The organism is Nonomuraea soli, from assembly GCF_013761175.1.
In the GTDB taxonomy this organism is placed as follows: Bacteria; Actinomycetota; Actinomycetes; order Streptosporangiales; family Streptosporangiaceae; genus Nonomuraea; species Nonomuraea soli.
The window spans coordinates 539,065-565,213 of the sequence record NZ_JACDUR010000008.1; the positions used below are offsets into that span (position 1 = coordinate 539,065).

The 26,149-nt window shown below is 69.8% G+C and carries 33 protein-coding genes; 17 read left to right on the top strand and 16 right to left on the bottom strand.

The window, feature by feature from the left end; all coding sequences use genetic code 11:
• Positions 1-74: 74 nt before the first annotated feature.
• Together HNR30_RS38680 and HNR30_RS38685 are read left to right on the top strand one after the other, a co-directional pair.
• Positions 75-752: an HAD family hydrolase gene (locus HNR30_RS38680; protein ID WP_181615087.1), complete on the top strand. Its 678-nt coding sequence runs from the start codon at positions 75-77 to the stop codon at positions 750-752.
• A 90-nt stretch (positions 753-842) separates the two neighbouring features.
• Positions 843-1,439, top strand: a complete 597-nt coding sequence (locus tag HNR30_RS38685; RefSeq protein ID WP_181615088.1) for a TetR/AcrR family transcriptional regulator — start codon at positions 843-845, stop codon at positions 1,437-1,439.
• Here the strand turns inward: HNR30_RS38685 and HNR30_RS38690 are convergent.
• Both HNR30_RS38690 and HNR30_RS38695 read right to left on the bottom strand, forming a co-directional pair.
• Positions 1,427-3,025 carry a penicillin-binding transpeptidase domain-containing protein gene (locus HNR30_RS38690; protein ID WP_181615089.1) on the bottom strand — a complete coding sequence of 533 codons (1,599 nt, stop codon included), beginning with the start codon at positions 3,023-3,025 and terminating at the stop codon, positions 1,427-1,429. The genes HNR30_RS38685 and HNR30_RS38690 overlap by 13 nt on opposite strands.
• 52 nt (positions 3,026-3,077) lie before the next feature.
• Positions 3,078-3,737 (bottom strand): lysophospholipid acyltransferase family protein, encoded by a 660-nt coding sequence (locus HNR30_RS38695; RefSeq protein ID WP_312894954.1) that lies wholly within the window; start codon positions 3,735-3,737, stop codon positions 3,078-3,080.
• 439 nt (positions 3,738-4,176) lie between these two features.
• Here HNR30_RS38695 and HNR30_RS38700 point away from each other — a divergent pair, with 439 nt between their 5' ends.
• The 6 genes from HNR30_RS38700 (at position 4,177) to HNR30_RS38725 (ending at position 6,680) form a co-directional block, all read left to right on the top strand.
• Entirely contained in the window at positions 4,177-4,554 is a 378-nt protein-coding gene (locus HNR30_RS38700) for a hypothetical protein (protein ID WP_181615090.1), read from the top strand.
• Complete coding sequence (locus tag HNR30_RS38705) at positions 4,551-4,799, top strand: hypothetical protein (protein ID WP_181615091.1); 249 nt, start codon at positions 4,551-4,553, stop codon at positions 4,797-4,799. The genes HNR30_RS38700 and HNR30_RS38705 overlap by 4 nt, the downstream gene beginning before the upstream one ends.
• Before the next feature lie 307 nt (positions 4,800-5,106).
• Entirely contained in the window at positions 5,107-5,370 is a 264-nt protein-coding gene (locus tag HNR30_RS38710) for an HU family DNA-binding protein (RefSeq protein WP_181615092.1), read from the top strand.
• A 101-nt stretch (positions 5,371-5,471) separates the two neighbouring features.
• Positions 5,472-5,750 (top strand): hypothetical protein, encoded by a 279-nt coding sequence (locus HNR30_RS38715; protein ID WP_181615093.1) that lies wholly within the window; start codon positions 5,472-5,474, stop codon positions 5,748-5,750.
• A complete protein-coding gene (locus tag HNR30_RS38720) occupies positions 5,747-6,175 on the top strand; it encodes a hypothetical protein (protein ID WP_181615094.1) in 429 nt (142 codons plus the stop codon). Before HNR30_RS38715 ends, HNR30_RS38720 begins: the two co-directional genes overlap by 4 nt.
• A gap of 316 nt (positions 6,176-6,491) precedes the next feature.
• Complete coding sequence (locus HNR30_RS38725; RefSeq protein WP_181615095.1) at positions 6,492-6,680, top strand: DUF6225 family protein; 189 nt, start codon at positions 6,492-6,494, stop codon at positions 6,678-6,680.
• 168 nt (positions 6,681-6,848) lie between these two features.
• Here HNR30_RS38725 and HNR30_RS38730 read toward each other — a convergent pair whose 3' ends face one another.
• The 3 genes from HNR30_RS38730 to HNR30_RS38740 form a co-directional block, all read right to left on the bottom strand.
• A complete protein-coding gene (locus tag HNR30_RS38730) occupies positions 6,849-7,349 on the bottom strand; it encodes a hypothetical protein (RefSeq protein ID WP_181615096.1) in 501 nt (166 codons plus the stop codon).
• Positions 7,350-7,557: 208 nt separating this feature from the next.
• The gene (locus HNR30_RS38735) at positions 7,558-8,385 is read right to left on the bottom strand and encodes a hypothetical protein (RefSeq protein WP_181615097.1); all 828 of its coding nucleotides are present in this window, start codon (positions 8,383-8,385) and stop codon (positions 7,558-7,560) included.
• Between the two features lie 90 nt (positions 8,386-8,475).
• A complete protein-coding gene (locus tag HNR30_RS38740; RefSeq protein ID WP_181615098.1) occupies positions 8,476-9,039 on the bottom strand; it encodes a hypothetical protein in 564 nt (187 codons plus the stop codon).
• Positions 9,040-9,294: 255 nt separating this feature from the next.
• Here HNR30_RS38740 and HNR30_RS38745 point away from each other — a divergent pair, with 255 nt between their 5' ends.
• From HNR30_RS38745 to HNR30_RS49690, 4 genes are all read left to right on the top strand, one after another.
• Complete coding sequence (locus HNR30_RS38745) at positions 9,295-9,756, top strand: hypothetical protein (RefSeq protein ID WP_181615099.1); 462 nt, start codon at positions 9,295-9,297, stop codon at positions 9,754-9,756.
• Between the two features lie 275 nt (positions 9,757-10,031).
• On the top strand, positions 10,032-10,301 hold the full coding sequence (locus HNR30_RS38750) for a hypothetical protein (RefSeq protein ID WP_181615100.1): 270 nt from the start codon (positions 10,032-10,034) through the stop codon (positions 10,299-10,301).
• A 218-nt stretch (positions 10,302-10,519) separates the two neighbouring features.
• Entirely contained in the window at positions 10,520-11,014 is a 495-nt protein-coding gene (locus HNR30_RS38755; RefSeq protein ID WP_181615101.1) for a CHAP domain-containing protein, read from the top strand.
• 594 nt (positions 11,015-11,608) lie between these two features.
• Complete coding sequence (locus HNR30_RS49690) at positions 11,609-11,740, top strand: hypothetical protein (RefSeq protein WP_281389927.1); 132 nt, start codon at positions 11,609-11,611, stop codon at positions 11,738-11,740.
• Positions 11,741-11,878: 138 nt separating this feature from the next.
• Here the strand turns inward: HNR30_RS49690 and HNR30_RS38760 are convergent, their stop codons facing one another.
• From HNR30_RS38760 to HNR30_RS38805, 10 genes are all read right to left on the bottom strand, one after another.
• Positions 11,879-12,379, bottom strand: coding sequence for a hypothetical protein (locus HNR30_RS38760; RefSeq protein ID WP_181615102.1), 501 nt, complete (start codon positions 12,377-12,379; stop codon positions 11,879-11,881).
• Between the two features lie 87 nt (positions 12,380-12,466).
• Positions 12,467-12,805, bottom strand: coding sequence for a DoxX family protein (locus tag HNR30_RS38765; RefSeq protein ID WP_181615103.1), 339 nt, complete (start codon positions 12,803-12,805; stop codon positions 12,467-12,469).
• A gap of 446 nt (positions 12,806-13,251) precedes the next feature.
• The gene (locus HNR30_RS38770; protein ID WP_181615104.1) at positions 13,252-13,914 is read right to left on the bottom strand and encodes a hypothetical protein; all 663 of its coding nucleotides are present in this window, start codon (positions 13,912-13,914) and stop codon (positions 13,252-13,254) included.
• A gap of 69 nt (positions 13,915-13,983) precedes the next feature.
• On the bottom strand, positions 13,984-14,334 hold the full coding sequence (locus tag HNR30_RS38775) for a hypothetical protein (RefSeq protein WP_181615105.1): 351 nt from the start codon (positions 14,332-14,334) through the stop codon (positions 13,984-13,986).
• Positions 14,335-14,403: 69 nt separating this feature from the next.
• Complete coding sequence (locus HNR30_RS38780; protein WP_312894957.1) at positions 14,404-15,153, bottom strand: UTRA domain-containing protein; 750 nt, start codon at positions 15,151-15,153, stop codon at positions 14,404-14,406.
• Positions 15,154-15,493: 340 nt separating this feature from the next.
• Positions 15,494-16,654 (bottom strand): RNA polymerase sigma factor, encoded by a 1,161-nt coding sequence (locus HNR30_RS38785; protein ID WP_181615106.1) that lies wholly within the window; start codon positions 16,652-16,654, stop codon positions 15,494-15,496.
• Entirely contained in the window at positions 16,651-17,352 is a 702-nt protein-coding gene (locus HNR30_RS38790) for a YciI family protein (protein ID WP_181615107.1), read from the bottom strand. Before HNR30_RS38790 ends, HNR30_RS38785 begins: the two co-directional genes overlap by 4 nt.
• Positions 17,349-17,960: a hypothetical protein gene (locus tag HNR30_RS38795; protein WP_181615108.1), complete on the bottom strand. Its 612-nt coding sequence runs from the start codon at positions 17,958-17,960 to the stop codon at positions 17,349-17,351. The genes HNR30_RS38790 and HNR30_RS38795 overlap by 4 nt, the downstream gene beginning before the upstream one ends.
• Positions 17,957-18,703 carry a MerR family transcriptional regulator gene (locus HNR30_RS38800; protein ID WP_181615109.1) on the bottom strand — a complete coding sequence of 249 codons (747 nt, stop codon included), beginning with the start codon at positions 18,701-18,703 and terminating at the stop codon, positions 17,957-17,959. Before HNR30_RS38800 ends, HNR30_RS38795 begins: the two co-directional genes overlap by 4 nt.
• A 51-nt stretch (positions 18,704-18,754) precedes the next feature.
• A complete protein-coding gene (locus HNR30_RS38805; protein ID WP_312894958.1) occupies positions 18,755-19,693 on the bottom strand; it encodes a tyrosine-type recombinase/integrase in 939 nt (312 codons plus the stop codon).
• Positions 19,694-19,756: 63 nt separating this feature from the next.
• On the opposite strand from HNR30_RS38805, the gene HNR30_RS38810 reads away from it, so the two are divergent.
• Positions 19,757-20,449: an alpha/beta fold hydrolase gene (locus tag HNR30_RS38810; protein ID WP_181615111.1), complete on the top strand. Its 693-nt coding sequence runs from the start codon at positions 19,757-19,759 to the stop codon at positions 20,447-20,449.
• On the opposite strand, the gene HNR30_RS38815 is transcribed toward HNR30_RS38810, so the two are convergent.
• Positions 20,421-21,692, bottom strand: coding sequence for a cysteine desulfurase-like protein (locus HNR30_RS38815; protein WP_181615112.1), 1,272 nt, complete (start codon positions 21,690-21,692; stop codon positions 20,421-20,423). The genes HNR30_RS38810 and HNR30_RS38815 overlap by 29 nt on opposite strands.
• A gap of 51 nt (positions 21,693-21,743) precedes the next feature.
• Here HNR30_RS38815 and HNR30_RS38820 point away from each other — a divergent pair, with 51 nt between their 5' ends.
• The 4 genes from HNR30_RS38820 to add are packed head-to-tail and all read left to right on the top strand — an operon-like array spanning position 21,744 to position 26,144.
• Entirely contained in the window at positions 21,744-23,174 is a 1,431-nt protein-coding gene (locus HNR30_RS38820) for a WS/DGAT/MGAT family O-acyltransferase (protein WP_181615113.1), read from the top strand.
• 10 nt (positions 23,175-23,184) lie between these two features.
• A complete protein-coding gene (locus HNR30_RS38825) occupies positions 23,185-24,288 on the top strand; it encodes a winged helix DNA-binding domain-containing protein (protein ID WP_181615114.1) in 1,104 nt (367 codons plus the stop codon).
• A 24-nt stretch (positions 24,289-24,312) separates the two neighbouring features.
• A complete protein-coding gene (locus HNR30_RS38830; protein ID WP_312894959.1) occupies positions 24,313-25,182 on the top strand; it encodes a GNAT family N-acetyltransferase in 870 nt (289 codons plus the stop codon).
• Positions 25,176-26,144, top strand: coding sequence for an adenosine deaminase (gene add / locus HNR30_RS38835; RefSeq protein ID WP_181615115.1), 969 nt, complete (start codon positions 25,176-25,178; stop codon positions 26,142-26,144). The genes HNR30_RS38830 and add overlap by 7 nt, the downstream gene beginning before the upstream one ends.
• Positions 26,145-26,149: the final 5 nt, after the last annotated feature.

Consider the following 26,149-nt stretch of genomic DNA (forward strand, 5'->3'; position numbering starts at 1 on the left):
ATCCCCGGACACCCGCCGACAGCCTCGCGCGACCTGATTGGCGTCCTCAGGCGCCTGCCGATAGCCTCGCGCGCGTGGACCTGCGCGCGGTGGTGTTCGATCTCGACGGCACGCTGCTCGACACGATGGCCATCTCGCCGCGCGTCTACGTCGACACGGTCTCGGCTCTGGGCGGCCCGCGCTTCACTCCTGACGACGTGGTGGCGATGTGGCACATCGGGCCGAGCCCGGTGGTGCTGGCCCGGCTGCTGGGCCGTACGCTGCGCGAGGGCGATATGGAGTGCTACTACGCCCACGTGGAGCGTGCCGTACGGCAGGCCAGGGCCTTTCCCGGGGTGCCCGAGGCGGTGGCGGGGCTGGCCGCGCGCGGGGTGCGCACGGCGGTGTACACGGCGGCCACGCGCCGGGCGGCGGAGCTGAAGCTGGCGGCGGCCGGCATGGGCGGCGCCTTCGACGTGATCGTCTGCGGCGACGAGGTGGCCGCGCCGAAGCCGGCGCCCGACGGGTTGTGGCGCGCGCTGGAGCTGCTCGGGGTGGAGCCGGCGCGGGCCGCCTACGTCGGCGACGGCGCGGTGGATCTGGGCTGCGCCAGGGGGGCGGGCGCGCACGGGGTGCACGCCTGCTGGGGTACGGCACAGCAGGGCGAGTGCGGGTTGCCGGAGCCTGGCGCGCACGCGGGCTCGCCCGCCGCGCTGGCCGATCACCTGGCCGATCATCTGGGCGGGCCACACAAGCAAGACACAGCCGGCTGAATCACGACAGCAAGGCACAACCGGGTGAACCACGCCGGCAAGACGCGGTAGCCCGTGCTGGCAAGACGCAACGTTGCGTATAGTCGCTCCATGACTCCGAACCCGGCCCGTCGCAGCGAACGTTCCCGCATCGCCATCCTGGCCGCAGCGCTGGAACTGGTGCGCGAGGTGGGCTACGGCAAGCTGACGGTCGAGGCGATCGCCGCCCGGGCGGGTGTCGGCAAGCAGACGATCTACCGGTGGTGGCCGTCGAAGGCGGCGGTGATCTTCGACGCCTTCCTGCAGCACAACCAGACCCCCGCCGCCGGCGAGGTCGTGCTGCCCGACACCGGCGACTTCGCCGCCGACATGCGCCTGGTGCTGCACGCCACGGTCGCCGAGTTCAACGACCCGACCTTCGCCTCGGCCTACCGCGCGCTCAACACCGACGTCCAGGACGACCCCGAGCTGGCCGAGCAGATGCTGGCCCGGGTGCTCAAGCCGACGCTGGAGGCCGTCGGGGAACGTTTCCGCGCGGCGCAGCGCGCCGGCCAGATCGCCGGCGGCGTCGACCTGGAGGTGGCGGTGGAGGCGCTGTTCGGCCCGATCTACTACCGCTGGCTGCTGCGCACGGCGCCGCTGACGACCGGCTACGCCGACGCCGTGCTGGAGCAGCTCCTGCGGGGCTGGCAGGCCTACAGGCCGTGAAGGAAGCGGGCCCCCACCGGCGCGGCGACCTTGCCGCCGCCTCCGCCTCCCTCGACGATGACCGCGAAGGCGACGTCGCCGCGGTAGCCCATGAACCAGGCGTGCGATCCGGCGACGGGGTTGCCGTATTCGGCTGTGCCGGTCTTGCCGTAGGTGCTCGAGGGCAGCCCGGCGTCCTTGGCGGTCCCCTTGACCACGACCGCCCGCATCATCTGCCTGAGCGCCCGCACGGCGTCGGCGGGCAGCTCGTGCGGCTGGGCCTCCTGCTTGCGCCCTTCGACGAGGGTCGGCGGGCGCCAGGTGCCGTCGGCGATCGCGGCGGCCACCGAGGCCATGGTCAGGGGCGTGGCCACCAGGCGGGCCTGGCCGAAGGAGGAGGCGGCCAGCTCGGCGTCGGACTCGGGGGCCGGGAAGCTCGGCTGCCGGGCGGGCACGCCGATCTTCAGCGGCTGGTTGAAGCCGACGCTCTCGGCGGCCGCCTTGAGTTTGTCGCCGCCGAGCTTGTCCTGGGCCAGCGGGGCGAAGCTGGTGTTGCAGGAGTGGGCGAAGGAGTCGGAGAAGCTGAGCGAGCCGAAGGAGGCGTGCTCGGAGTTGCGGATCTTCAGCCCGCCGACGGTGGCGTACTGCGGGCACTGCACGGTCTCGTCCGCCTTGACGCCTTCGGTGAGCAGGGCCAGCGCGGTGACGGCCTTGAACGTCGAGCCGGGCGCGTACTGTCCGTCGAGGGCGCGGTTCATGTCGCCGCGGTTGTTGACGACGGCCAGGATGCCGCCGGTCGAGGGCTTGATCGCCACGATGGAGGTGGGTTTGTCCATCTGGTCGACGGCGGCCACGGCGGCTCGCTGCACGCTCGGGTCGAGCGTGGTCTCCAGGGGCTTGCCGGTGGCGCCCTTGAGGGTGGACAGCGTCTTGTCGCCGAGCTTGATGTCGGTGGCCGGGGTGCCGGCCAGGCGTTGCTGGAAGGTGGCCTGCAGTCCGCCGCGCCCGATCGCCTGGCCGGTCTTGTACGGCGGGCCGTACTTCTTGACGTCGTCGTCGGTGGCCTTGTCGAGGAAGCCGACGAGTTGCTGGATGGAGCCGCCCGCGCTGCCGTCGTCGATGCGGCGCCCGTCGGCGTCGGTGATGGCGGCGCGCTGCGGCCAGCGGCTCTTCAGGGAGAAGCCGGCGCCGGGGGTGAGGTCGGGGTGGAGGGTGGAGGGTTTCCAGTCGACCTTCCAGGCGCGTTCGTGCACGACGAGGTCGATGGTGCCCTGGTAGCTCCACTGGCCGGCGTTGGCCAGGGTGAGGGTGGCGGTGTACGGCACGGCGGCGCGGTCGTCGCCTTCGCGCACGGCGCCGAGGGTGACCTTGGTGGCGGTGACGCCCAGGCCCTTGCGCAGCTGGTCGTAGGCGGCCAGCGACTGCGGCCGGGCCAGCTCTGCGCTCATGGTCGCGGTGTTGCCCGCCTGCCATCCGGCGGCGAAGCGGGCGGCGCTCTCGGCGGGTGTTCCCCGGGTGTGCAGCAGGTAGTAGGCGCCGCCCGCCGCGGCGCCCACCACCAGGACGCTCGTCGCTGAGACGAGCACGATCGTACGGCCACGCGCCACTGGTCGCCCCCTGACAAGTGATGGCTGGGACCAGAAGCTTAGCCGTGACAAATCATGACTTGTCTGGATTCGCCTTGACTGACGTCGCGTACTGCGCCACGTACTCCTGACCGGACAACTTCTGGATCGCCGCCATGATCTCGTCGGTGACGCGGCGCCGGTCGCGGGCACTGGTGTGCTCGCCCTCGAAGTGCAGCGGCTCGCCGATCTTGATGCCGATGGTCACCGGCCGCGGCAGCTTCGACCCGGCCGGCATCGCCCGGTCGGTGCCCGACAACGCCACCGGCAGCACCGGCGCCCCCGTCTTCAGCGCCAGCCACGCCACGCCCACCTTGCCCCGGTACAGCCGTCCGTCGGGCGAGCGCGTGCCCTCGGGGTGGATGCCGAACAGCTCACCCGACTCCAGCAGCTCGGCGGCGCCGTCGAGCATCGCCTGGGCCGCCCCCGCGCTCTCGCGGTCGATCGGCAGGCTGCCACCCAGGCGCATGAAGAACTGCGAGAGCGGGTTGCCGTTGAAGTACTCGTTCTTGGCCGTGAAGGTCACGTGCCGCGGCAGCAGCGCCGGCAGCAGGAAGGAGTCGATGATCGACAAGTGGTTGGCGGCCAGGATGCCCGGACCCTTGGCCGGCACGTTCGCCGCTCCGGAGATGTGCGGACGCCACAACACGTGCGCTGTGGGCGCGGCGACGAACTTGACCATCTCGTACAGCAACGCATCTCTCCCGGGGTTCGTGGGGACGGCGCACCCACCATAAAGCGCAGGGGTCCCGTCGTGTGACGGGACCCCTGCGATGCCTTAAGGCCGCTGTGGCGGTCGCCTCCTCGGCGAGAGGCACAACACGGCTCCAGCCGAACGGTATTCCGTGAAGGCGGTAATTTGCGGCCCGGGGGACACAAACCACAGCGGCAGAATTGAGTTAAGCACACGGTTCGCCGAGAGAGGTAATCATGCCCCCCGCCTTGCCGCCCCTTGACTCTGCCCCTCCACCGGTGGCAGCCATCTACGACCGCGCCAGCAAAGACAGCCGCCGAACCCAGAAATCGGTCACCGACCAGCACGACGCCAACGTACAAACCTGCGAGCGTCACGGCTGGACCGTGGGCGAAACCTAAACCGACAACCACCGCAGCACCTCCAGGTTCGCGACCTGTTGATCAACCACGAGCACGAGGGCGGGATCGCGTTCTTCGCGCGCTGCCCAGCGGTGCGCACCGTGGCGGCGTTCTGGCGCTATGCGCGCGCCTTCACCGACTGGCTCGTCCTGCGCGGCATCACCCGGTTCGGCCAAGGCACCGCCGGGGACCTGGACGAGTACGCCAGCCATGTCAAGAACGCTCCGATCTCCCACTCGATGCGCGAGGACATGCCGGCTGCGGTGATACGCACCTGGACGATGCGTTACCTGATGCCCGAACACGACCGGCTGCCACCCGCACCGCCCTGGGGAGGCGAACGTGTCGGTGATGTCCTGGAAAGACGCCGCGTCTTCGAGGAGAACAAGACTCCGCGCATCCACCCGGCACCATGACCGCCTTGCTGGCCTGGTGCCTGCGCCTGGTGGAGGACTTCGCCGACGACATCATCGCCGCCTTCAACGAGTACAAGTTCCTATCCACCCGCAACCAGGTCAGCCGCCTGCGTACCTCCAGACCGGTCAACCCCGCCAATCGGCGGGCCCCGACACCCTTCCGCTCCTGCTGTCCGACCTTCTGGAGGACTACCGCGCCCGTGGCCAGGCACTGCCCGGCCGCACCACCGCCGACGGCCGTCTGATCGTCAACACCTACTTCCTCGGCCTGCAACTGGACGCGCAACTGTCGACCAAACGCACCGCGGAGATCGCCACCGCCTCCGGGCTACCTATCGATGACGACGCCTACCTGACCACATCGTCCTCCACGACGGTGTGGTTCTACGGGCCGGCGGTTATGTGGCAGGTCACCGACGAGGGCATAGAAGCCGCCTCTTCAGTGTGCGTTTCCGCTTGCTGAAGTTCTACGGTGACTATCAGCTGATCAAGACATCGAAGGGTTCCGCATGAAACAAGCAGGAGTTCGTCACCGAGTTGCACGCTCGCCTCGTGGCTTCCCGGGGTGGAGGTGCCGAGCAAGGTAGCGGCCATGCGTGCGGCGGAGCAGGTGCTCGACCTCTTCGTCGTCGAGCTGGCCGCGAGGTCCGGATCGACGGCTGGAGCTCGTTCAAGCCGGTGCTTCAGTACGGGCGTGACCACCGGAATCCCGTCAACGGGGAGCGGGTCGTCACCGAGGACAGGATCGTGCAGCGCTTCAAGGCCGGGAAGGCGTTCAAGGAGGCTGTGACCGCCCGTGAGAGCGGCGTGGTCTAGGGGGCGCGGCTGGTGGCGGCTTGCGCCCCCTTGGCATCTCGTGACTCTCTCGTTAGTAGCGTTCAGGTAGCGCCTAGCCACCATCCGGGTATGATCCGGGTATGACCTCTCAGGACCTCGCGCCCGACGCCGAACCAGAAGTCACCACCCGCAAACCAAAGATCGCCATCACGGTCACACCCGAAGTGAAAAGCTACGTAGACCAGCTCGTCCAAGCAGGCAGCGCCGAATCCGCCTCTGCCGTCTTCGAGGCCGCCGTCCGCGAATACATGCACACCCGCCGCCGACGCCACACCCTCTGGCAGGAGCGCGCCGCCGCAGCCAACCCAGACCGTGTCCAACGCATGATGGCCCACGTGGAGAGCCAGCGCGACCAGTGAGCCCCCACAGGCCGACCCCCTACATCCTCGCCACCGACGTCCTCGTCGAGATCGCCCGCGGCGACAGCGACCTCATCGGCCTCGTCCAGGGCTACGACGCCATCGGGCAGCCGATGATCGCCCCCGCGCTCGCCATCACGGGAGCCTCCCTCGATGTCCGCACCGAGGAAGGCGACGACCTGCTGGCCAGCCTCGACCTGCTCCCCCAGGTGCTCGTCGCCCCCCTCAAGGGCGCCGAGCAGGCCACAGCGCTCGCGTCCATGATTGCGCGTACCAGCCTGTCGCCGTGGGATGCGCACGTCGCCGCCATCGCGGACGTGGCCGTGTGCCCGATCCTGACGCTCGACGCGATCCGCTGGGCCAACGCGTCCGAGGCGCTGGAGGAGCCGCTGCACACGCTGGAGATCCGCGACCCGGAGGAGTAGGGCCGCTGGGTCGCTACCTGAAACGGAGTGTCATGTCTGACAAAAAGCTTCACTGCCACTTATGCGACGCGATGAGAGACCACGTCGCGATGTCTACGAGCGAAGTGATGGCGTTGGAGCCGAAGCAGTCCGCTGGCTGGACATTTGTAGCGCGATTCCTCGACGTGGGCAGTGTCGTCACCAGCGGCCTCTCAGACGCTCTCAGCCATGGAGGGTTCTTCCGGTGCGTGGAGTGTGCGCACATCCGGCTCGGCTATGACCCTTGCCAGTACAAGAATTCCAAGTGCCCGCAAGCAGGGAGCTGAAGAGGATGGCTATGGCGGAGCTCATCCAGCACAAGGTGGAGCCGCTCACCCTCAGCCAGCTCCGCGAGCTCATCAAGGCCCTGCCGGACAGCCTGGTCATCACCGTAGCCCCCTCGGTCGGCCCAACAGGCCCGGCGACCAAGAGCAGGTCGTCACCCACGCCGGCTACGAGTACGGCGGGCCGCCCGCTGGACGGCTGACTCTGCTGGCGGACTGACCGCCCGGTGAGTACTACCGAGCGCGGCAGTGAGCGCTCGACGCCCGAAGCTTCGGATGCGAACGCGTTGGCGTAAAGCGAAAGGCCGCCTCCTTCCGACAGAGGCGGCCCTTCCAATCCCCATCACGGGATCACCAGCAGTCTACGGCGATCACTCCTGCGCCGGAGGCGCGTTCAGCTTGTCGAGGTAGTCGGTCAGCATGTCCTCGATGACGTCGTACGCGTACCGCTGCTCACGATCGACGGCGGCCACGAGCCGCGCCCTCGTGTTCCGCGAGAGCCGGATGGAGATGAGCGGCCGGTCTTGCCGTCCTGGTTCGCCTGTGCGAGCCGGTAGGTGACGAGGCATCTTGAGGTCACTGCCGGGCGGCATCTGCTCCGGGATGCCGAGTTCGTCGCAGCTGCGGTTGATGGCGGCTTCGACGAGCTGCTGTGGGCCGAGGCCGGTTCGCTCGTTGGCGAGGGTGAGCCGGTCTTCGGCTTCTTCGGTGAGGCGGAAGCCGGTGGAGATGCGTTCGGTCCAGACGGGCTGCTTGGTACGGCGGGCGCGGCCGGTGGGCGGTTCCGCTGACTGAGCGGGTTCCTGCGGTTCGAGGGGATGGAGCTCGGTGGGGTCCGCCTGGTCCGGCGTGCGTTTGCGTGGGGGTGGCATGGGGCGGGCTCCGTGGCGTGGCGGTGGGCGTCCAACGCTACGCGTTGATCTTCGTTTTGTCGCGTTGTCGCAGGTCGTACACGCTCCTGAAACGGCCACTGGCGCACCCACCGATAGAGGCCATAATGAGATCGCGAACTCTCGCCAAAACCGCGTGTGGTGTCGGACGTGGAAGAGCGCGGCCTGGTCGTGGAGGAGGCCCGGTAGGTCACACGCAGCCAGAGAGACTCTTCACTGTCTGTGCTGCAGCGAGCGCACCTGGCATGTCTTGCCACAGGCCATCCAGGAGGACCTGCTTCGTCTCCTCGGAGAGTGGCCCTGCTGGAAACTCCGGATCGAGTCCGACACTCCACCAGCGGCCATCGAGCGGGTTATACACCGAGGCTCCCTGACCGAAGGCAGTGCTGCCTTCCCATGTGTCTACCTCGTCCGGGATCCGGTACGTGATCTGCGAGCAGCCTGGGATGGTGGCTTTGACGAGGACCTCTTTGTTGTGGGTTTTGTCGTGCGCCGACACGCTCAGTCGCAGCTCGATGGCGAGTGTGTTCGCGTTGACGACGACGAGATCGCCTCCTTCAAGAATTGGTTCCGCGAAGTACTTCGGCTGAAGCATGATGCGCCCGAGGAAGGCGGTTTGAACGTCCGTCCTCTGCTGCTCACTGATTCGCACGCCATCTTTCGAGGCGCTGTACGCGAGCGCGGCGACAACTACCGCTGCGATGGTAGCGAGCGCGGTGATGATCGTGCCCCATCGGATTGCGCGGCCTTCGCGCTGCTTCGGCAATGCAGAGGTCTTGGTGGTGCTTTCTGAGGCTCGCCCAGCTTGCTTGTCTTGGAGCTGTTGCAGCTCGACGTGAAGCCGCTCGATCTCGGCCGGGTCTCGGCGTCCGCGCGCCCGCTCGGCTGCTCGCGTGGTCGTCTTCGCGGTCGACCGCGGGTGTATCGGGTTGAGGCGGACCTTCGCCGGTTGACGCGGCGCTGTGGTGTCGGCCAGGCGTTGGAGTAACCGGGCGAGTCGTCTGCGTGCGCGCGGCATGCTCCCATAGTGCCCTGGCTGAGTTGACGGTGGCTTGCACACGACGAAGGAGGCGAGGAGCCCGCCTGTCGGCGGAGGACCTCGGGCGGATCACGCGCACTGAGTGATGACCTTGCTCTGTCTCGGCTTTCGATGCGTGTGGAGCGAGACGTAGTCGTCGGCGGTCACTGTCATTTCCACGAGACGCGCTTGCTGTCCTGGGTCAGGGACGGACCAGTGGCGGCCGTCGAGCGCGTTCTTCGTGTAGAGCTGCACCTTCGCATGATCAAGTTGACGTTCTGAACCGGCGATTTCGAAGACGCCCTCCGTGCAGGCAGGGAGATTCAGGATCAGGAATTCGGGCTCAAGAAACGGGCCCCCGGCGTCCACGGTCTCTTGAATAAGCCCTTCCACGACGACCGGCACGCTGTTGGCGTTGCGAATACGGACAGGGAAGAGCACCTGGCCGTCGTCGTCGCGAACCCCAGGAAGAGTGGCCATGTGCTCGAACCCTGGCCGGACAAACGACAGGGATGACGGTGGGCTTGTGACGCGGTTCGCCAATTGCTGCGCTGCTTGTGCCGCTTGCTGTTCGCTGACCTGGAGCGCCTTGATAGAGATGCCCAGTGCAGGGACAGCCATGACCCCGGCAATGACGCTCACGATGGCTGTCATCCGGGGGAGCAGCGATCGTTCTTGAGGCTGGGTCCGCTCGTGCTCCTCGTCGGCTCGGCGTCGTTTCCGGTAGGCGCGTTCGGCTGCGAGTCGCGTACTCATCGCCGATGATCTCGGAGACCTCGTCCGCACCCGTGCGGGCGGCTTCGACTGGCGCGGCTCGGGCGCGGGTGCAGGTGCGGCGGCTGGTGGCGGTTCGAGCTCGTTGGCGAGGCGGTGTAACAGCCGTGCGAGAGGCGTTCGCGGCATATGTCCATGATGTCGCCGCCGCTGGTCCGGGCGCAGGCGGACGTGGGAGAGAGGCTCGTGGTGAAGTCCACGGTGGAGGCTAATTCGGCGTTCCGGTGTGCGTGCGGGTTACGCCTGTATGGCCCGAAGTCGATGCTGCTGCCGGAGATGGACCGGCACGTCTCGGACGTGGACGCCCACGACGGTCGCCGGCCGGAGTATTCGCTGGCGTTCGGCCCGGATCCGGAGGCCGGCCACGGCTTACTGGTCGTGCGGCCGGACTCGAGCTCCGACGAGGAGGTGGTGGTGTCGCCGCACCCGCTCGGCTGGTTCGCCGACTACGACGAACGCTCCGACGAGTGGAAGCCGTACTTGCAGCTCGACGGGTGCGCGCTCCCGCTGATGATCTCGTTCCGGTCGGAGTCGGACTGCGAGACGTTAATCCGCGACGACGTGCTCGGCCGAGGCCTCATCGAGGAGCCCAGGTGACGGCGCTGATGTGCCCGAGATGCGGCCAACCTCGACTAGATGGCGCTGAGTTCTGCTGTCCCGCGTGCTGGAATCGTGCCGAGATGGGGTGGGGCGAGGTGGCGCACTCGAAGCGGTGCGACGAGACGTGGGCTCGTCGGCAGCGTCGTGCCCACGAGTGTGATGACCGGTGCGTGTGCGCTGTCCACGACCAGCCGCTGCTGTTCACGCCCGAGACTGGCGAGCACGCATGCCAGCACCCTGCATGCCAGGCGTGGCGCAAGCAGGAGCCCGAGGTGACGTTCGTGGAGCCGAGCCCGACGCCGGCGAGGCCGCGGTGGCGCCTCCTGCTCGACGCCGGGTCGTTGAAGGTCGGCGGCACGTGGCTGCACGAGTGCCGGAAGCCGGACTGCGACCGTGCCGTGCCGGTGAGCATGCTGTTCTGCTGCCCGGCGTGTAGTACGGCTGACGCTGGACGGTTCGCGATCGACAAGCATTCGGACGGGTGCGACGAGACGTGGGCGAAACGTCGGCGGCAGATCCGCCTGCTGGGTCTGGACGCCTGAGAGGTGGGTCCGATGGACGAGCTGGTCGAGGTTCTGAGGCGCGGTCTCGACGACGAGGCGTGGGCGACCGCCTGCCGTGGCGAGCACTGGCAGGTGGGCGCGCGAGGCGTGGTGCGACATGACGCTCGCCTGGGCGGCCGACCAGGTCGGCTTCCTCGACGTCGTCGGCGACTTCGCGTGGACGCCGGGCATGCGGCCTGGTTCAAGGCGCATGGCCAGTGGGGTCAGACCCGCGCAAGGGCGCGGTCGTGTTCTTCGACTGGGCCGGGAGCCGCAACATCCCGGCGATTGATCACGTCGGCATCGTCGAGGCCGTCAAGGGCGGCGGCCGGACGATCGTGACGCTGGAGGGCAACACCGCCAACCAGCTGAAGCGGCGCGAGCGCAGCCTGGGCCACGTCGCCGGGTTCGGCTATCCGGCCTACCCCGCGGTGAAGGCCCTGGCCAAACCGAAGCCGAAGCCTGAGCTGAACTGGACGGAGGTCATGGTGAAGAAGCTGCCCGAGCTGCGCCCCGGCGTGAAGGGCTGGGACGTGAAGACGGCCTACGGCCTGCTGTACTCGCGGGGCTTCCCGGTCGCGGCCGGCGCCGACGAGACCATGTTCGTCGGGCCGCTGGGGGAGGCGTTGCTGGCGTTCAAGAAGTCAGCCGGTCTGCCCGCGACCGAGAAGATCGACGAGGACACCTGGGCTGCGCTTCTGCGCGTCGCCTGACTCCTCTTGGGGGATGTATGGCAGCACCTCGTCGGCTACATTGATCACCGTGAAGCGCGCAGCTGGTGCGGCGATCTTAGGTGGGCTTCTCGGTGCGGGGATCTCACTGGACTATGACTGGGCGGTGGCCGCTGGCCGCCGTGAGTGCCAGGGAGTTGGGGCCCTCTGCATCGGGACGGGGCCGGTTGTCGGCTTCGCGGCGGCGGTGATCGCTGTCGTCCTAGTTTGCTCGATCGGTTTCGCTGTTCTCCGGGTACGCCCGCTGCTCCTCACCGTCCCGGCGGGGATTGTGTTGATCGCAGTTGCGACATACGTGTATCTGCGAATAGGCAGGCCGCTGCTGTATCCGCAGCACAGAGATCTGCACCCGTTGCCCGCGTACGCACTGCTGACCGCTGCGGCCTTGGCACTCCCGGCGACGCTGAGCCGCACAGGTCCTCCGAGCAGGTCGTAGTTCCCCGCCGATGTCGGGGACTCCTAGGGTGTGAGCCGCAGCGCTCTGAGCGGCTGATCTCCGCCGTGTTCTGGCGGCACCCGCTCTTCCCATGATGGCCAGCCCGAGGTGGCTGGCCTTTCGCATGTCTGGAGGCAGTCATGAAGATCGGTAAGTTCGCGAAGACGGTCGTGGCGGGCACGTACGCCGCGGCGGTGGTGGCGGTGTCGGCCGTGACGGACGACGTCTACACCCCGAACCGAGATCATCAACACCCGTGCTGGCCGTGCTGACGGCGATCGGCGTGTACGCGGTCCCGAACGCGGAGCAGTCTGAGCCGCGCCGCGCGGACTACTCACGCTGAGGCGCCCAGAACCTCACGACGAAGCCCCGCTCGTCTCCTTCGGGAGGCGAGCAGGGCTTTTCGCGTTCTACCAGCCGCCGGTGTGGTTTCGGCGGCTGGCCCATCCGCCCGTGTTATCCATGATCACCATGGCGGCCGATGCTGCGACAGACCACGTCAAAGCGTGAGGCTCGGCACGTGACCCGACCGCCGTCTCGGCCTCATCCAGCCACTCCCGGACCCGCAACCAGGCCCGCTGCGACGTCGAGCTCATCGGCCCGCTGGACGACAGCAGCTCCTTGAGCGAGCCCCACGCCTCCCGCTCGCCGCAGTCAGCCCGCAGCCGCATCAGCATGGGGGTCACGTCGATCGCGTAGCTGCCGGTCGATTCGGTGTCGTCGAGGCCGTCAGCAGGAAGGAACACCGTGACCACACCCTGGCGAGGAAGCCCAGGGGCGTGAACCTCCGCCATCGCATCGTTGTGGCGGGGCCGGTAGGCGGCCTCGCACCACCAGCTCGTCGCCGTGTCGATGCCGTGGTGGTCCGGGCCGTGGTCCCAGCCGTTCGAGGTGCCGGTGACGATGGCCACGGTCTCGGGGATCGGCGGTAGAAAGCCTGTCGCTAAGGAAGCTGTCACCAGGTAAACGCGATTGCGTGATCCCTGCTCGGAGTTGGTTCACCGCGCGGTCAGGCTCGTGACGAGCGAGGCCACGGCCAGCACGAAGTACACGGCCCACGGGCCGATCCGCAGGGGGCGCGCCCGCACCTCAGGGACGAACGCAACCACGAAATAGGCGACGAGGCAGGCGGCGGCCACCGTCCCGAGTACTGGCACGGCCAGCCCCACCAGCAGCCCGAGGGCCCCGGCCCCGAGCACGAACCCGAGCGGGACCTGCCAGGAGACCGGAACACCTTGCCTTTCGGCCTGCGCCCGCCCGTAGGGGTGCCGGGCGAGATTGGCGACGGCGGCCATGCCGACGACCGCAGCCGTCAGCAGCGTAATGGCGACATACATGCCACAAGGACGATCCAGCACGCACAGTTGTGACATCCCGGGCATGTGTTTCGTCGTCCGGCCCGTAGAAGTTCGATGGGTCGAGCCATGGGGATGTGCTCCCTGGAGTGTGGCTGCGTGGAAGCGCCGAACGGGGACCCTTTCTGCGGGTCAACCCGCATGCGGGGGGCACTCCTGCAGAATCGCGCCGCCTCACGATCAAGGGGTCAATGCTGGCAGAGCGCCTCAAGAAGTCGCGTCTGCTCCGCGCCGGACAGCGCCCGGAACTCGTCGCTGGCGAAAACTCTTGCCGGGCCTGCTCGCATGGCGTGGAAGGGCATTACGGCGTTCCGGTCCCACCGCAGGTCGGCCTCCTCTTCTCGAACATCTCCCCTGGCCCAAGCGGAGCGCGGTCGCAGAGGGTTCGGCGATCGTGTCAAATCGGGATGTAGTGGCCACGGCTCCGGCTAGCCTCGGCCGGAGAGTTTCCGCTCCATTTCGATGAGGACTCTTCGTGCCTCCTCGAGGACGCCAAGGCTGAGCTGGCGGGACGGCGGATGGGCGATCCAGTCACGGACACTCTTGGCGAAGGCCACTTGAAAACGCTCCATCCCGGTCACCTCGCATAGCCAGGCGAGACGGTCGCGTCGAGATCGAGGCTGCCGCCGCACCAGGCGCTCCCATTTCTGAAGGATCTCTCCTTCCAGACGTAGAGCATTTTCGGATCGCTCCCGTTGGAACTCGACCTCCTCGGCCTTACGGCGCTCAGCCCACGCCGCCGCAACCCCGCGAGGCACGCGCCAGGCCCAAGTGGTGATCTTGGGCCCCGGCGCTCCGTGTCCGCGCATTTCCTCCTCGGACAGAGGCGGGAGCGGCGGGCGGGGCAAGCCGGCGATCCGTGCGGTCAACTCTGCTCTGAACTCGGCCACCATCTCTTCATCGAGAACACATCTTTTCGTCAGGGCCTTCACGCCGATGTAGTCCAAGGCAGCCCAGATGAGGTTGTCATTCCTAAGACTGAACTCTTGGGCGATCTTTTCGACGGCAATCCCCTCGTGTAAGGGACGTCTGGCCACAGCATCCTCCGCTCCGGCACTGAACGGCGAATTCTGAATCGAAATCGTGATCACTCGCATACCTACCTTGAGGCAGGGGGCACCTTCCGGAGCGGATAGCCAGGTCGGGCAGTTCGCCGCCGCTTAGGCAGCCGCCCACTCCGGCTCCGGCACCTTGGCTGCGACCTTCCAGATCACGCGTGGCTTCTCGCCGCGACTCCACGTCGCGGCGTGCACGTACGACCCGAACTGGCTTCCGGGCGGCTCCGCGACCAGCTTCGACAGCTCGATCCACGCCTGACGCGCGTCCTGGCCAGGGCACGTGAGCACGCGCACCCAGCCTTCGCCGGTGCTGACCATGATGGTGGCGCGTCTCGACATCGTCAGTCGGCGCGACGGGTGGATGCGTGCCAGGTCGTTGGGGTCGCCGTCCGGGACCACCTCGATGTCGGCGATTCGGCTCAGCCGTACCAGGCGATGCCCGTCTTCTGCCACTAGCCACGTAGCAGACACAGTGCGGCATCGGCGGCCGGTACGGCAAGCCGTATGGCGCAGGCGAACGGATCAGAACCGGTCGGCCGGGGCCGTCTGCCCGATGTGGAAGATCGTGCGCGAACCGGGACAGATGGTCTCCAGCGCGTGCATCGGCTCGCCTTCGGTGGAGTAGCTGGTGCGGATGATGTGCGCGACCCACTCGCCTGGTTCGGTGTCGAGCGTGTGCGCCTCGATCGGCGTGGTCGGCCGCATGATCATTTCTTCGTCGGCGTGACCGAACTCGTGACCGAGCTCGACGAGGTAGCCGTGCAGGGCCGCCAGCTCGAAGCCTGGCTTCGCCGCGCGGGTGGCGTCGAAGTCGGCGGGGAGGAAGGAGGTGATGAGCTGGACCGGAACGCCGTTGGCGCGCTGCATCTGTCGGCGGGCGAGGACCTGGCCGCCTTCCTCCAGGCGCAGCGCGGCGGCGATCCGGTCGCGGGCCGTTTCGAGGCCGAGATAGACCAGGCTCAGGCCGGTGTTCGAGTTGATGGCCGTGGGGAGCTGGCGCTCGACGCGGATGTCGGCCGGCGGGCTCGTTCTGGCGGACGGGGGCCGGGGTGCGCCGACGGTGATCTGCGAGATGCGGCCGCGGGTGCGGCCGGTGCGGTTGGCGATCAGATCCACCTTGTAGATCTTGCGCGCCTGGATGAGTGTCTGCCGGAGCAGCTCGCCGACTTCGTCATCCTGGGCCATGAGGGCGTCGCGGTACTCGAACAGCAGCCGTGCTCGGGTGATGAGGTCGGGCTCCTGGCGGATGTCGTCGAGCTGCGGGGAGTTCACGGTGACGCCTCTCAAGGGATAGCGTTAGATATCTAACGCTATCCTCCTGCTGAGAGGAGACTTGCGTCAACTTGCTGGAGGCGCTACCTGGGCAGCTCGTGCGCAGCCGAGACGATCAGCTCCCTGGCGTCCTCGCCGACGACGGCGTGCTCCCGCAGCGCCTCCATCACTCGGCCGTACAGGTCAGCCACCGGGCCGGTGTGCACGGTCTCAGTTGGGCCTCGCACCACCACCCACAGCGAGTCAGCTCGCCTTGCTGCGGCGACTCGTGGTCTCCACCGCCAACCGCCGCAACGTCCTAGCGTCATAAACGTGGGGGCTAACGGACAACCGGGGGTTGCTATTCCACCTGACCCAAAGATTGCGCTCGCGTGATGAGGAACTCACGTTCCAGCGACGTCCCCACCTGCGCGATCGCCTCCCGGTAGGCCTCCATGGCCGCTTCGAATCGGCCCAGCCTCCGCAGCAGCTCGGCCCGGGTGGCGGGCAGCAGGTGGTAGCCGGGCAGCTCCAGCCCCTCCAGCAGCCGCAGCCCCTCGGCGGGCCCGTCGGCCTCGGCGACGGCCACCGCGCGGTTGAGCCGCACGATCCCCGACCCCGTCAGGTGCTCCAGCACCCCGTACAGCTCGGCGATCTCGCGCCAGTCGGTGTCCTGCGCCCGGGCGGCGATGGCGTGCTCGGCGGCGATGGCCGCCTGCAGCAGGTAGACGCCCGGCGCGCCCGGGACGAGGACGGCCAGGGCCTGGCGGATCTCCTCCTGGTGCCAGCGGGTGCGGTCCTGCTCGGCGAGGGTGACCAGGCGGCCGGCGGCGTCGGTGCGGGCGTCGCGGCGGGAATGATGCAGCATCATCAGCGCCAGCAGCGCCAGCACCTCGGTGTCGGCCGGCATCAGTTCGGCCAGCATGCGGGCCAGCGCGATGGCCTCCTCGGCCGGTTCGCCCGCCAGGTTCTTGTAGCCCTCGGTGAAGATCAGGTAGATGACCGCCAGGACCCCGTCGCGCCGTTCGGCCAGTTCGGGGCCGGAGGGCACCCGGTAGGGGATGCCCGCCTGGCCGATCTTCTTCTTGGCGCGCGTCAGCCGCGCGGCCATGGTCGCCTCGCCGACCAGGAACATGGCGGCGATGCGCGGCGTGGGCAGGCCCGCCACGCAGCGCAGCGTCAGCGCCACCCTGGCCTCCATCGACAGGGCCGGGTGGCAGCAGGTGAAGATCAGCCGCAGCCGGTCGTCGGGAACCTCGTGCAGCTCGGGCTCGTCGACGACCAGCAGCGGCAGCTTGCGGGCCGCCACCGCCGTACGGCGCAGCCTGTCGAAGGCGCGCCGGCGGGCCGCGGTCAGCAGCCACGCCGGCGGGTTGGACGGCACCGGCGGCCAGGCGCTCACCGCGGCGGCGTAGGCCTCCTGCAGCGCCTCCTCGGCCAGGTCCAGGTCACGCAGCTCGGAGGTGAGCAGGGCGAGCAGGCGTGCCCAGTGCTCGCGGTACGCCTGCTCGACCGGGTTCATCCCGTGTACTCCACCACCGGCCGCACCTCGACGATGGGCTCCGGCACCGCTTTGGCCAGCTCGATCGCCTCGTCGAGATCCTTGGCGGCGATCTCGTAGTAGCCGCCCATCTGCTCGGCGGTCTCGGCGAAGGGCCCGTCGGTGACCAGGACCTCGCCGCCCTCCTTCTTGCGCACCGTGCGCGCGGTGCCGGTGTCGTGCAGGGCTTCGCCGGAGATGTAGGCGCCGCGCTCGCGCAGCATCTCGGTGAACTTCCAGTGCGCCTGGGCCGAGGCCTCCATCTGCTCGGGCGTGGCGTTCTGCCACACCGACTGGTCGCCGTAGAGCAGCAGGGCGTACTTCAGGCCCTGCGGCGTCTGGGCGGGCGGCTCGGAGGGGTACTCCATCACGGGCCTGATCTCCACGTCGCCCGGCTGGGCCTTGGCGAACTCCAGCGCCTCGGCGTCGTCCTTGGCCTCCACCAGCATGTACCCGGTGATCTGCTCGGCCGTCTCGGCGTAGGGCCCGTCGGTGACGATGCCGTTGCGGATGGTGGTCGCCGTGTGCGACAGGGCCAGCTCGTTGCCGCCGCGCGCGGCCCCGCGCTGGTCGAGCATGGCGCTGTAGGCGCCCCACTCGGCGTAGACGGCCTCGCGCTCGGCCTGACTCGCGTTCTGCCAGGGCTTCTCGTCGCCGACGACGAGCAACACGTATTTCATGTCGAAACCTCCTTGGCACCATGACGCGCGGGCGGCTCGGGAATCGACAACGCTCGCACGAAACTTTTCGGATCGTCGGCGTGCACCCGGATGAGGCTGGCGGTGCCGGTCCTGCCGAGCGGCCGGGTGACCGTCACCGGCTCGCTGAGGCGGATGGTGACGTTCGTCTGCGAGGAGACGACCACATCCAGGCGGTCGTCGGCAAGCTTGACCACGCCGCCGTCGTGGATCTTGGCGTCGGTGCGGGCGCTCTCCACCAGGTGCAGGGGGATGCGCAGGTCGAAGGCGGCGCCGTAGCGGATGCGCAGCTCGCCGTCGCCGACCAGGTGGGTGCGGGTCTGGCAGGCGGCGATGACGCCGAGGATGAGGACGACGGAGTACACGTGGAGGACCACCATGGCCTGGTGCAGCCACGGCCAGGGGATGAGGAAGTAGAGGGCGACGCCCTCCAGCGTCATGGCGAACAGCCACACCAGCAGCGTGGAGGACTGGCCGCGGAAGTAGCCGAAGGGTGTCACGCCCGGCCCGGCGCCGTGCTTGAGCCCGCGCGCCCAGAAGTACAGGCTCGTGGCCGCCCTCAGCTCGTGCATGAACAGCCTGCCGATCACCGGGTGTCCCTTTCTCCGAGCAGCTGGAAGGCGTGGCGGACGATGGCGGCCTGGCCGGGGGTCAGGTCGGCCAGGAAGGCCGCGCCGAAGGGGCTGTCGAGCATCTCCTGGCCGTCGCCCGGCAGCACGCCCGCCGGGAACAGGTCCAGCAGCTCGCGCGCCACCCGCGCCACCCTCGGGTCGTCGGGGTCGCTCACCTCGTCCATGGCGGCGTAGACGTCGGCGACCCGCTGGACGAAGGCGGGATCGTCGGCCATCGGGCCGAGCATCGCGACGATCTCGTCCTTGACCTGCGGGCTGGCGGCGGTGTCGAGCATCGCCAGCCACTGGCGCTCCTTGGCCAGCAGGCCCTGGGCCTGGGCCGGGATGCGGGTGAACAGCGCCGCCATCTCCGGCGAGACCGGGTCGTCGGGGTGCAGGTCCCGCTGCGCCATGAGGGCAGCCAGCCGCTGGCGGCGGCGCCGCAGGTCGGCCTCCTGGCGGGCCAGGTCGGCGTCGAGCTCGCCCAGCACCTCGCGCAACTCCCGGCCGTAGTCGTCGGCCAGCACGTCGCGCACCTCCTCCAGCGACAGGCCCAGCTCGCTCAGGCGCCTGATCCTGGCCAGCTCGACCGCGTCGCGCAGGCCGTACACGCGATAGCCGTTGGCCCGGCGCCGGGGCTCGGGCAGCAGGCCGAGCTGGTGGTAGTGGCGCACGGCCCGCGTGGTCACGCCGGCCAGGGCGGCCAGTTCTCCGATCCGCATGCTTCCATGAAAAACGTTGACGCTACGGCAAGGTCAAGTTGATCTCCGTGCTCACGCCAGGGGGCGGGCCTCGGGCAGGCGCAGGCGGTCGACGGCTTCGCGGCGCGTGCGCTCGGGCCGGCGGTCGTAGCGGGCGGTCGTGGCCGGAGAGGAGTGCCCGACCAGCGCCTGCGCGGTGGCCAGGTCCACCCCCGCGTCCAGGAGCTCGCCGATGAAGGTGCGGCGGAAGTCGTGGGCGGTGCGCCGCGGCGCGCCCGCCTCGCCCAGCCGCCGGGTGAGGATGTCGGCGATGCCCTGCCCGCTGAGCGGGCGCGGGCGCAGGCCGCCGGTCTTGGTGAAGGGGGAGAACAGCGGCCCCGGCGCGTCGCCGCGCACCGCGATCCACCGCTCGACCAGGCCGATCGCCTCCCGCGTCAGGTACACCATGCGCTGCTTGTCGCGCTTGCCGCGCACGCGCAGGCTGCGCCCGGCGCTGTCGTAGTCGGCCAGGGTGAGCCCGGCGATCTCGGCGCGGCGGCAGCCGGTGGAGTACAGGACCGCGATGAGCGCCGCGTCGCGCACCCCGGCGGGCGTGGCGTCGCACTCGGCCAGCGCCGCCCCGACCACCTCGGGCGGGACGTGGTGGCCGGTGGGCAGGCGGCTCTGCCGTACGGGAGCCAGGTCGGTGGCGCGGGCGTGCTCCTCGGCGGTCAGCTGCCCCAGCCGCCAGGCCTCCTTCAGCACCCGGCGCAGCGCCACCAGGTGCTTGTTGACGTAGGCGGCCGACCAGCCCTGCTCGGTCAGCAGGGTGCGGATGCGCACGGTGTGCTCGTAGCGCAGCAGGTGCCAGGGCAGGCCGCTGCCGGTGACGGCCTGCTCGCCGCTGATCAGGCGGGCGATGCGGTCGAGGCAGCCCTGCATGGTGCGGCGCGACTCGGGGCTGGTGAGGGAGTCGAGATAGACGTGGTACGGATCACGGACCGGTTCCACCTGCAGCGCTAGCTCACTCACTCTCCCGATCATGCCAGAATACGGCTAGGTTATACGTATAAACGATCCTCTCGGAGGCCCCCTGTGCAGCTGAACATCCACGAGCGCGGCGACGGCGACAGGCTCGCCCTGCTCATCCACGGCGGGATGAGCGACCACCGCACCTGGCACGCGGTGGAGGACGAGCTCATCGCCCGCGGCTACCGCGTCATCGCCCCCGACCTGCGCGGGCACGGGCTCAGCCCGCGCGGCGGCTACAGCCCCGAGGCGCTCGGCGCCGACCTGGCCGAGAACCTGCCGACCGGCGCCGACGTCGCCATCGGCCACTCGCTCGGCGGGCTCTCGCTCGGGCTGGCGGTCGACAAGCTGCGGCCGAAGAAGGCGATCTACTCCGACCCCGGCTTCAAACTGGGCAACGTGCCCGCCGAGGCGACGGCCTTCATGCGCAAGATGGTCATCACCGCCACCGCCGAGTCGGTGCGCACGATGAACCCGCGCTGGTCCGACGCCGACATCGAGGCGGAACTGGCCGGATTCGCCCTGTTCGACCTCGACTTCTTCGGCGGGGTCGTGGACGGCGTGGCAGCCGACCACACCCCGCCGCTCGTCGTGCCCTCGCTGGTGCAGCTGGCCGATCCCAGCTTCACCGTCACCCCGCAGGACGCCGTCGAGCTGGCCGGACTGGGCTTCGAGGTGCGCACCGTGAAGGGGGCCGGGCACTGCATCCACCGCGACGACTTCGCCGGGTTCATGGCCTCGCTGGAGGGCTGGATCTGAGTTCGGCCACCCCGTCGAGCAGGCGCTGGACGTCGTCGCGGCTGTTGTAGTGGACCAGACCGGCACGTACGGCGCCGCCGCCGTCGCGCACGCCGAGCGCACCGGTCAGCTCCCAGGCGTAGTTGTGGCCCGACCAGACGTTGACGCGGCGCCGCGCCAGCTGCTCCGCGACCTCGCGCGGGGACAGGCCGGAGACGGTGAAGTAGGCGGTGGCCGTACGGCGGGCGGGCTTGCCGTACAGGGTGACGTGGGGCATCGCGGCCAGCCCGTCGACCAGCTCGGCGAACAGCTCCAGCTCGTGCGCCTCGGCGGCGGCCATGGACGCCAGCAGGCGCCGGCGCCGGGAGGGGCCGCTGGGGCCGGTGGGCTCGGGGGTGCCCACCGGCCCCACCGGCCCCGCCGCACCCTCCGCGTCATCCGCGCCCATCCACGCCAGCCCCGCCAGGTGCTCCACCGCCGCGGTCACCCCGGCCAGGTCGGCGAAGGCGGCGGTGCCCGTCTCGAAACGGTCGGGCACCGTGTCGGGCGCCGGCGTCAGCTTGTCGGGGAAGATCGTCGCCAGCAGCCCCGGATCGGCCACCAGCGCCCCGATGTGCGGCCCCGACCACTTGTAGGCGCTGGTCACGTAGAAGTCGGCCCCCAGCTCGGCCATGTCGACCGGCCCGTGCGGGGTGGCGTGCACGCCGTCGACGAACACCAGCGCGCCCGCCCGCCGGGCGATCGCCGCGATCTCGGCCACCTCCGGCCTGGTGCCCAGCACGTTGCTGGCCGCCGTCACCGCCACCAGCCGGGTGCGCGGCCCGACGAGCTCGCGGTACTGCTCGACCGGCAGCTCGCCGGTGACCGGGTCGACCTCCGCCCACCGCACCGTGGCGCCGGTCTGCACCCAGGGCCGCACGTTGGCGTCGTGGTCCAGGCGCGACAGCACGATCTCGTCGTCCGGCCCCAGCCGCAGGGCGGCGGCCAACCTGTAGGTGAGCGTGGTCATGTTCGGGCCGAACACCACTCCCTCGGCGCTGCCGCCGACCAGGTCGGCCACGGCGGCGCGGGCCTGCTCGACGATGCGGCCGGAACGGTGGCTGGCGGGGAAGGCGCCGCCGACGTTGCCGATGCCGGCGCGGTAGGCGGCCGAGATGGCCTCGATGACGGAGACGGGAGTCTGGGTTCCGGCGGCGCCGTCGAGGTAGGCGTAGCCGTCTGACAGGGCGGGATAGGCGGCGCGGACCGCGTCTAGGGGGAACACGCGGCTGTTATGCCCCTTGTAGGCGCCGGACAAGTCTGGTTTGTTCGGGACATGGCGCAGCTGTCGGCACTGGACGCGCAGTTCCTCCACTTCGAGACCGCCACCAACCACGCCAACATCGCGGGACTGGCCGTTCTGGAGGGCGACGTCAACCGCTCGGACCTGCAGGACCTGCTCGAGCAGCGCCTGCCGTACGTCCCGGCGATGCGGCGCAAGCTGGCGCCGGTGCCCTGGGGGCTCGACCACCCCTACTGGGAGCAGGAGGACGACCTCGACCTCGACTACCACGTGCGCGAGATCGGGCTGCCGCCGCCCGGCGACGACCGGCAGCTGGCCGAGCAGGTCTCGCGCCTGCACGCCCGGCGCCTGGACCGCGGCCGCCCGCTGTGGGAGATCTACCTGATCCACGGCCTGTCCGGCGGCCGCATGGGCCTCTACACCAAGATCCACCACGCGGCCGTGGACGGCATCGGCGGCGCGGACGTGCTGGCCGCCCTGCTCGACGTCGGCCCCGATCCCGCGCCGCCGCCGCAGGAGCCGGCCGGCCGCGAGGAGCCGGTGCCCTCGAAGCTGGCGATGGTGGGCAACGCGCTGACCAGGATGGCCACCAACCCCGCCCAGGCCGTGCGCTTCGCCGCCGCCGCGGTGCCGCACCTGGACGAGATCCCGGTGCTGTCGCGCCTGCCCGGCACCACCCTCGTCTCCCGCCTGGCCCGCCGGATGGCCGGGTCCGGGGAGCTTCCGCAACTGCCCCCGCTGCCCGCGCCGCGCACGCCGTTCAGCGGGAAGATCTCCGCCCACCGCCGCTTCGCGTTCGTCTCGCTGCCGCTGGAGGAGATCAAGCAGGTACGGCGGGCGTTCGAGGTGACGGTCAACGACGTCGTCATGGCGATCTGCGCCGGAGCGCTGCGCCGCTGGCTGGAGACGCACGGCGGAGTGCCCTCGCGTCCGCTGGTGGCGGGGGTGCCGTTCTCGCTGCGCGAGGCGGGCCAGACCGCGCCGGGCAACCAGGTGACGATCATGACCGCGCCGCTGGCCGTGCACCTGGACGACCCGCTGGAGCGGCTGCGCCACGTGCAGCGGGCGATGCAGCGCATCAAGGACCGCTTCGCCCTGGCGCCTGCCACGTGGCTTCGGGAGTTGTCCGAGTCGATGCCGGCCGCGCTCATGGGGCTGGCCGCCCGCTCGGCCTTCGGCCTGGTCGGGCAGACGATGCCGCCGATCAACGTGGCGATCTCCAACGTGCCGGGGCCGCAGTTCCCGCTGTACGTGTGCGGGGCGCGGCTGCTGACCCACTACCCGGTGTCGGTGATCACCGACGTGAGCGGCGGCGTCAACATCACCGCCTTCTCCTACAACGGCTCCGTCGACATCGGGGTGGTCACCGACCGGCGGATGGTGCCCGACCCGTGGGAGCTGGCCCACGACTTCCGCAAAGCCCTCGACGAATTGCGGAACGAATCCTTCCGTGATCGGGTCTAGTTTGGCGGTCATGGACCTCAGGACGCTGAACCGCACCACCCTCCAGCGCCAGCTGCTGCTCGGCCGCTCCTCCGGCCTGTCGCCGTACGAGGCGATCCGTCACCTGGTGGCCCTGCAGGGACAGGACCCCAACCCGCCCTACCTGGGGCTGTGGTCGCGACTGGAGTCCTTCACCCTCGACGCGCTCACCGGCCTGCTGCACGGCAGGCAGGTCGTCCGCAGCTCGCTGCTGCGCGGCACCCAGCACCTGTGCGCCGCCGAGGACTACGTGTGGCTGCGTCCCCTGATGCAGGCGCCGATGAGCCGCGCCCGCCAGGGCAGCTTCGGCCGCGCCACCCGGGACCTGGACCTGGAGCAGTTCGCCAAGCACGCCCGCGAACTGCTCGAAGGGCGCACCCTGACCCGGCCCGAGCTGGCCGCGCTGCTGATGGAGCGCTACCCCGGCTACGACAAGCTCGCGCTCGGCTGGTCGGCCCAGGCCCTGCTGCCCCTGGTGCACACCCCGCCCAACGGCACCTGGAACCGGCGCGGCGCCACCCCGTTCACCCTGGCCGAGGAGTGGATCGGCCGCCCCGTGGAGTCCGCGCCGCCGGTGGAGCGCCTGATCACGCGCTACCTGGCCGCCTTCGGCCCGGCCACCGTCAAGGACGTGCAGACCTGGTCGGGGCTGACCCGGCTGCGCGAGGTGATGGAGGCCATGCCGCTGCGCCGCCACGGCGAGCTGTACGACCTGCCCGACGCGCCGGTGGCCGACCCCGGCACACCCGCGCCCGCCCGGTTCCTGCCGTGGTTCGACAACCTGGTGATCGCCCACGCCGACCGCTCGCGCCTGATGAGCGAGCAGGCCCGCCGCCGGGTCTGCCCCGGCGGCTCGCTGGTCTACCCGACTTTCCTGGTCGACGGGATCGTCGGCGGCATCTGGGACTTCGTGGACGGCGACCTGGTGATTCTGCCCTTCGACCCCGTCGCCGACGACGACGCGGCCGAGCTGACCGCCGAGGGCGGGCGCATGCTGGCCTTCGCCGGATTCGAGGCGGGAAGCGTCACCTGGATGCCGCCGCACGACGGCACCACCACGACCTGGCCGCCGAGCACCTGGCCCGGCCCGAGGTGAACCGGGACCGTTAAGCTCCACGAAGTGAAGATTCGTACCCTTTCCGGCCATGACGAGCTCGAGCTCTTCAACCGCATCCCGTATGTCCTCAACCACGAGCTGGCCGACGACCTGGCCGACGGGCGCAGGAAGCCCGAGTGGATGTGGGTGGCGCTCGAGGGCGAGCAGCTCGTCGGACGGCTGGCGTACTGGGGCGCGGGCGAGCCCCAGGTGATCGACATCCTCGACTTCGACGACCTCGACGTGGGCGTCGAGCTGCTGAGCGCTGCCCTGGAGACGGTGGGCAAGGCCGACTACAGCCGTTTCGTACCGGCCGACTGGCATTCCTCGCCCGAGCCGGTACGGCTGCGCATGGCGGCCGTCGAGCGGCTGGGCGGCACCCTGTTCGTCGAGCGGCTGCGCCTGGAATGGCGGGCCGGCACCGAGCTGCCCCCGCTCGACCCGCGCCTGACCTTCCGCCCCGTCGAAGGCCGCGACGAGCTGCTGTCGCTGATGATCCCGGTGCTCGAAGGCACCCTCGACGCCCACGACCGCGACAACCTGACCCGCATGACCCCCGCCGAGGCCGCCGCCGACCACTTCGACGGTGAGTTCGCCCGCTTCACCACACCGCGCGAGTGGTGGCAGGTCGCGCTGGCCGACGGCGAGCCCGTCGGGTTCGTGGTGCCGGCGCGCAACTCCTACAACCCGATCATCGCCTACATCGGCGTGCTGCCCGCCTTCCGCGGGCGCGGCTACATCAACGGCATCCTCGCCCAGGGCACCCGCACCCTCGCCGAGACGGGCGTCGAGCGCATCAGGGCCGCCACGGACGTGGGCAACGTGCCGATGGCCAAGGCCTTCGAGCGGGCCGGCTACGTCAACTTCCAGCGGCAGATCGACATGACATGGTGACGCCCCGCGAGCTCCGCGCGCTGCCCAAGGCTCATCTGCACACCCATCTGGAGAGCACGCTGCGCCCCGGCACCATCGAGGAGTGGGGCGGCGTCGCTCCGGCCGCCGCCGTCTTCTCCGGCGTGCCGATCTACCCCGACTTCCGCGCCTTCGGCGACGAGCGGGCGGCCGTACGCGACCTGCTGAACACCCCCGAGCGCTTCCGCCGGGCCGCCTACGAGTTCTGCCAGGACGAGGCCGCGCAAGGTGTGCGCTACGCCGAGGTCACCTTCACCGCCGCCGCCCACGGCGAGCGGACCGGCCAGGCGCGCATGCCGCTCGAAGCCGTCCTCGAAGGGCTGGAAGAAGGCGAGCGCGACTTCGGCCTGCGCACGGCCGTGCTGCTCGACCACTCACGGCGTCGCTCCACCGACCGCCTGGCCCGCACCGTCGACCTGGCCCTCGCCTACGAGCAGGTCGTGGGGGTGGGGCTGGCGGGAGACGAGAGCCACCCGCTGTCACCCTTCGCCCGCGAGCTCGACCGCGCCCGCGCGGAAGGACTGCACCTCGTGCACCACGCGGGCGAGAGCGCCGGCGCCGACAGCGTGCGCGAGGCGCTGGAGGTGGGCCACGCCGAACGGCTCGGCCACGGCATCCGCGTGCTCGACGACCCCGGCCTGGTCGCCCGCGTGCGCGAGCTCGGCGTGCCGCTGGAGGTGTGCCCGTCGTCCAACGTGATGTTGTCGCTGGCACCCTCCTGGGCCGAGCATCCGCTGCCGCGCCTGATCGAGGCGGGCCTGAACGTCACGCTCAACACCGACGGCGAGTGCGCCCTGAACGGAGAGTACGCGTCGGCGCGCGAGATCTTCGGCTTCGGCGACGACGTGCTGGCCGAGCTGGCACGCGCCTCGGTGCGCGCCTCCTTCGCGCCCGACACGGTCAAGAAGGAGATCCTGGCGGAGATCGACGCCTGGGCCCGCTGACCTGG

Coding starts and splice junctions, on each gene's coding strand:
- HNR30_RS38685 (WP_181615088.1), top strand. CDS start 843: ATGACTCCGAACCCGGCCCGTCGCAGCGAACGTTCCCGCATCGCCATC.
- HNR30_RS38705 (WP_181615091.1), top strand. CDS start 4,551: ATGACCGCCTTGCTGGCCTGGTGCCTGCGCCTGGTGGAGGACTTCGCC.
- HNR30_RS38715 (WP_181615093.1), top strand. CDS start 5,472: ATGACCTCTCAGGACCTCGCGCCCGACGCCGAACCAGAAGTCACCACC.
- HNR30_RS38725 (WP_181615095.1), top strand. CDS start 6,492: ATGGCGGAGCTCATCCAGCACAAGGTGGAGCCGCTCACCCTCAGCCAG.
- HNR30_RS38730 (WP_181615096.1), bottom strand. CDS start 7,349: ATGCCACCCCCACGCAAACGCACGCCGGACCAGGCGGACCCCACCGAG.
- HNR30_RS38735 (WP_181615097.1), bottom strand. CDS start 8,385: ATGCCGCGCGCACGCAGACGACTCGCCCGGTTACTCCAACGCCTGGCC.
- HNR30_RS38740 (WP_181615098.1), bottom strand. CDS start 9,039: ATGACAGCCATCGTGAGCGTCATTGCCGGGGTCATGGCTGTCCCTGCA.
- HNR30_RS38745 (WP_181615099.1), top strand. CDS start 9,295: ATGATGTCGCCGCCGCTGGTCCGGGCGCAGGCGGACGTGGGAGAGAGG.
- HNR30_RS49690 (WP_281389927.1), top strand. CDS start 11,609: ATGAAGATCGGTAAGTTCGCGAAGACGGTCGTGGCGGGCACGTACGCC.
- HNR30_RS38765 (WP_181615103.1), bottom strand. CDS start 12,805: ATGTATGTCGCCATTACGCTGCTGACGGCTGCGGTCGTCGGCATGGCC.
- HNR30_RS38785 (WP_181615106.1), bottom strand. CDS start 16,654: ATGAACCCGGTCGAGCAGGCGTACCGCGAGCACTGGGCACGCCTGCTC.
- HNR30_RS38790 (WP_181615107.1), bottom strand. CDS start 17,352: ATGAAATACGTGTTGCTCGTCGTCGGCGACGAGAAGCCCTGGCAGAAC.
- HNR30_RS38800 (WP_181615109.1), bottom strand. CDS start 18,703: ATGCGGATCGGAGAACTGGCCGCCCTGGCCGGCGTGACCACGCGGGCC.
- HNR30_RS38820 (WP_181615113.1), top strand. CDS start 21,744: ATGGCGCAGCTGTCGGCACTGGACGCGCAGTTCCTCCACTTCGAGACC.
- HNR30_RS38825 (WP_181615114.1), top strand. CDS start 23,185: ATGGACCTCAGGACGCTGAACCGCACCACCCTCCAGCGCCAGCTGCTG.
- add (WP_181615115.1), top strand. CDS start 25,176: ATGGTGACGCCCCGCGAGCTCCGCGCGCTGCCCAAGGCTCATCTGCAC.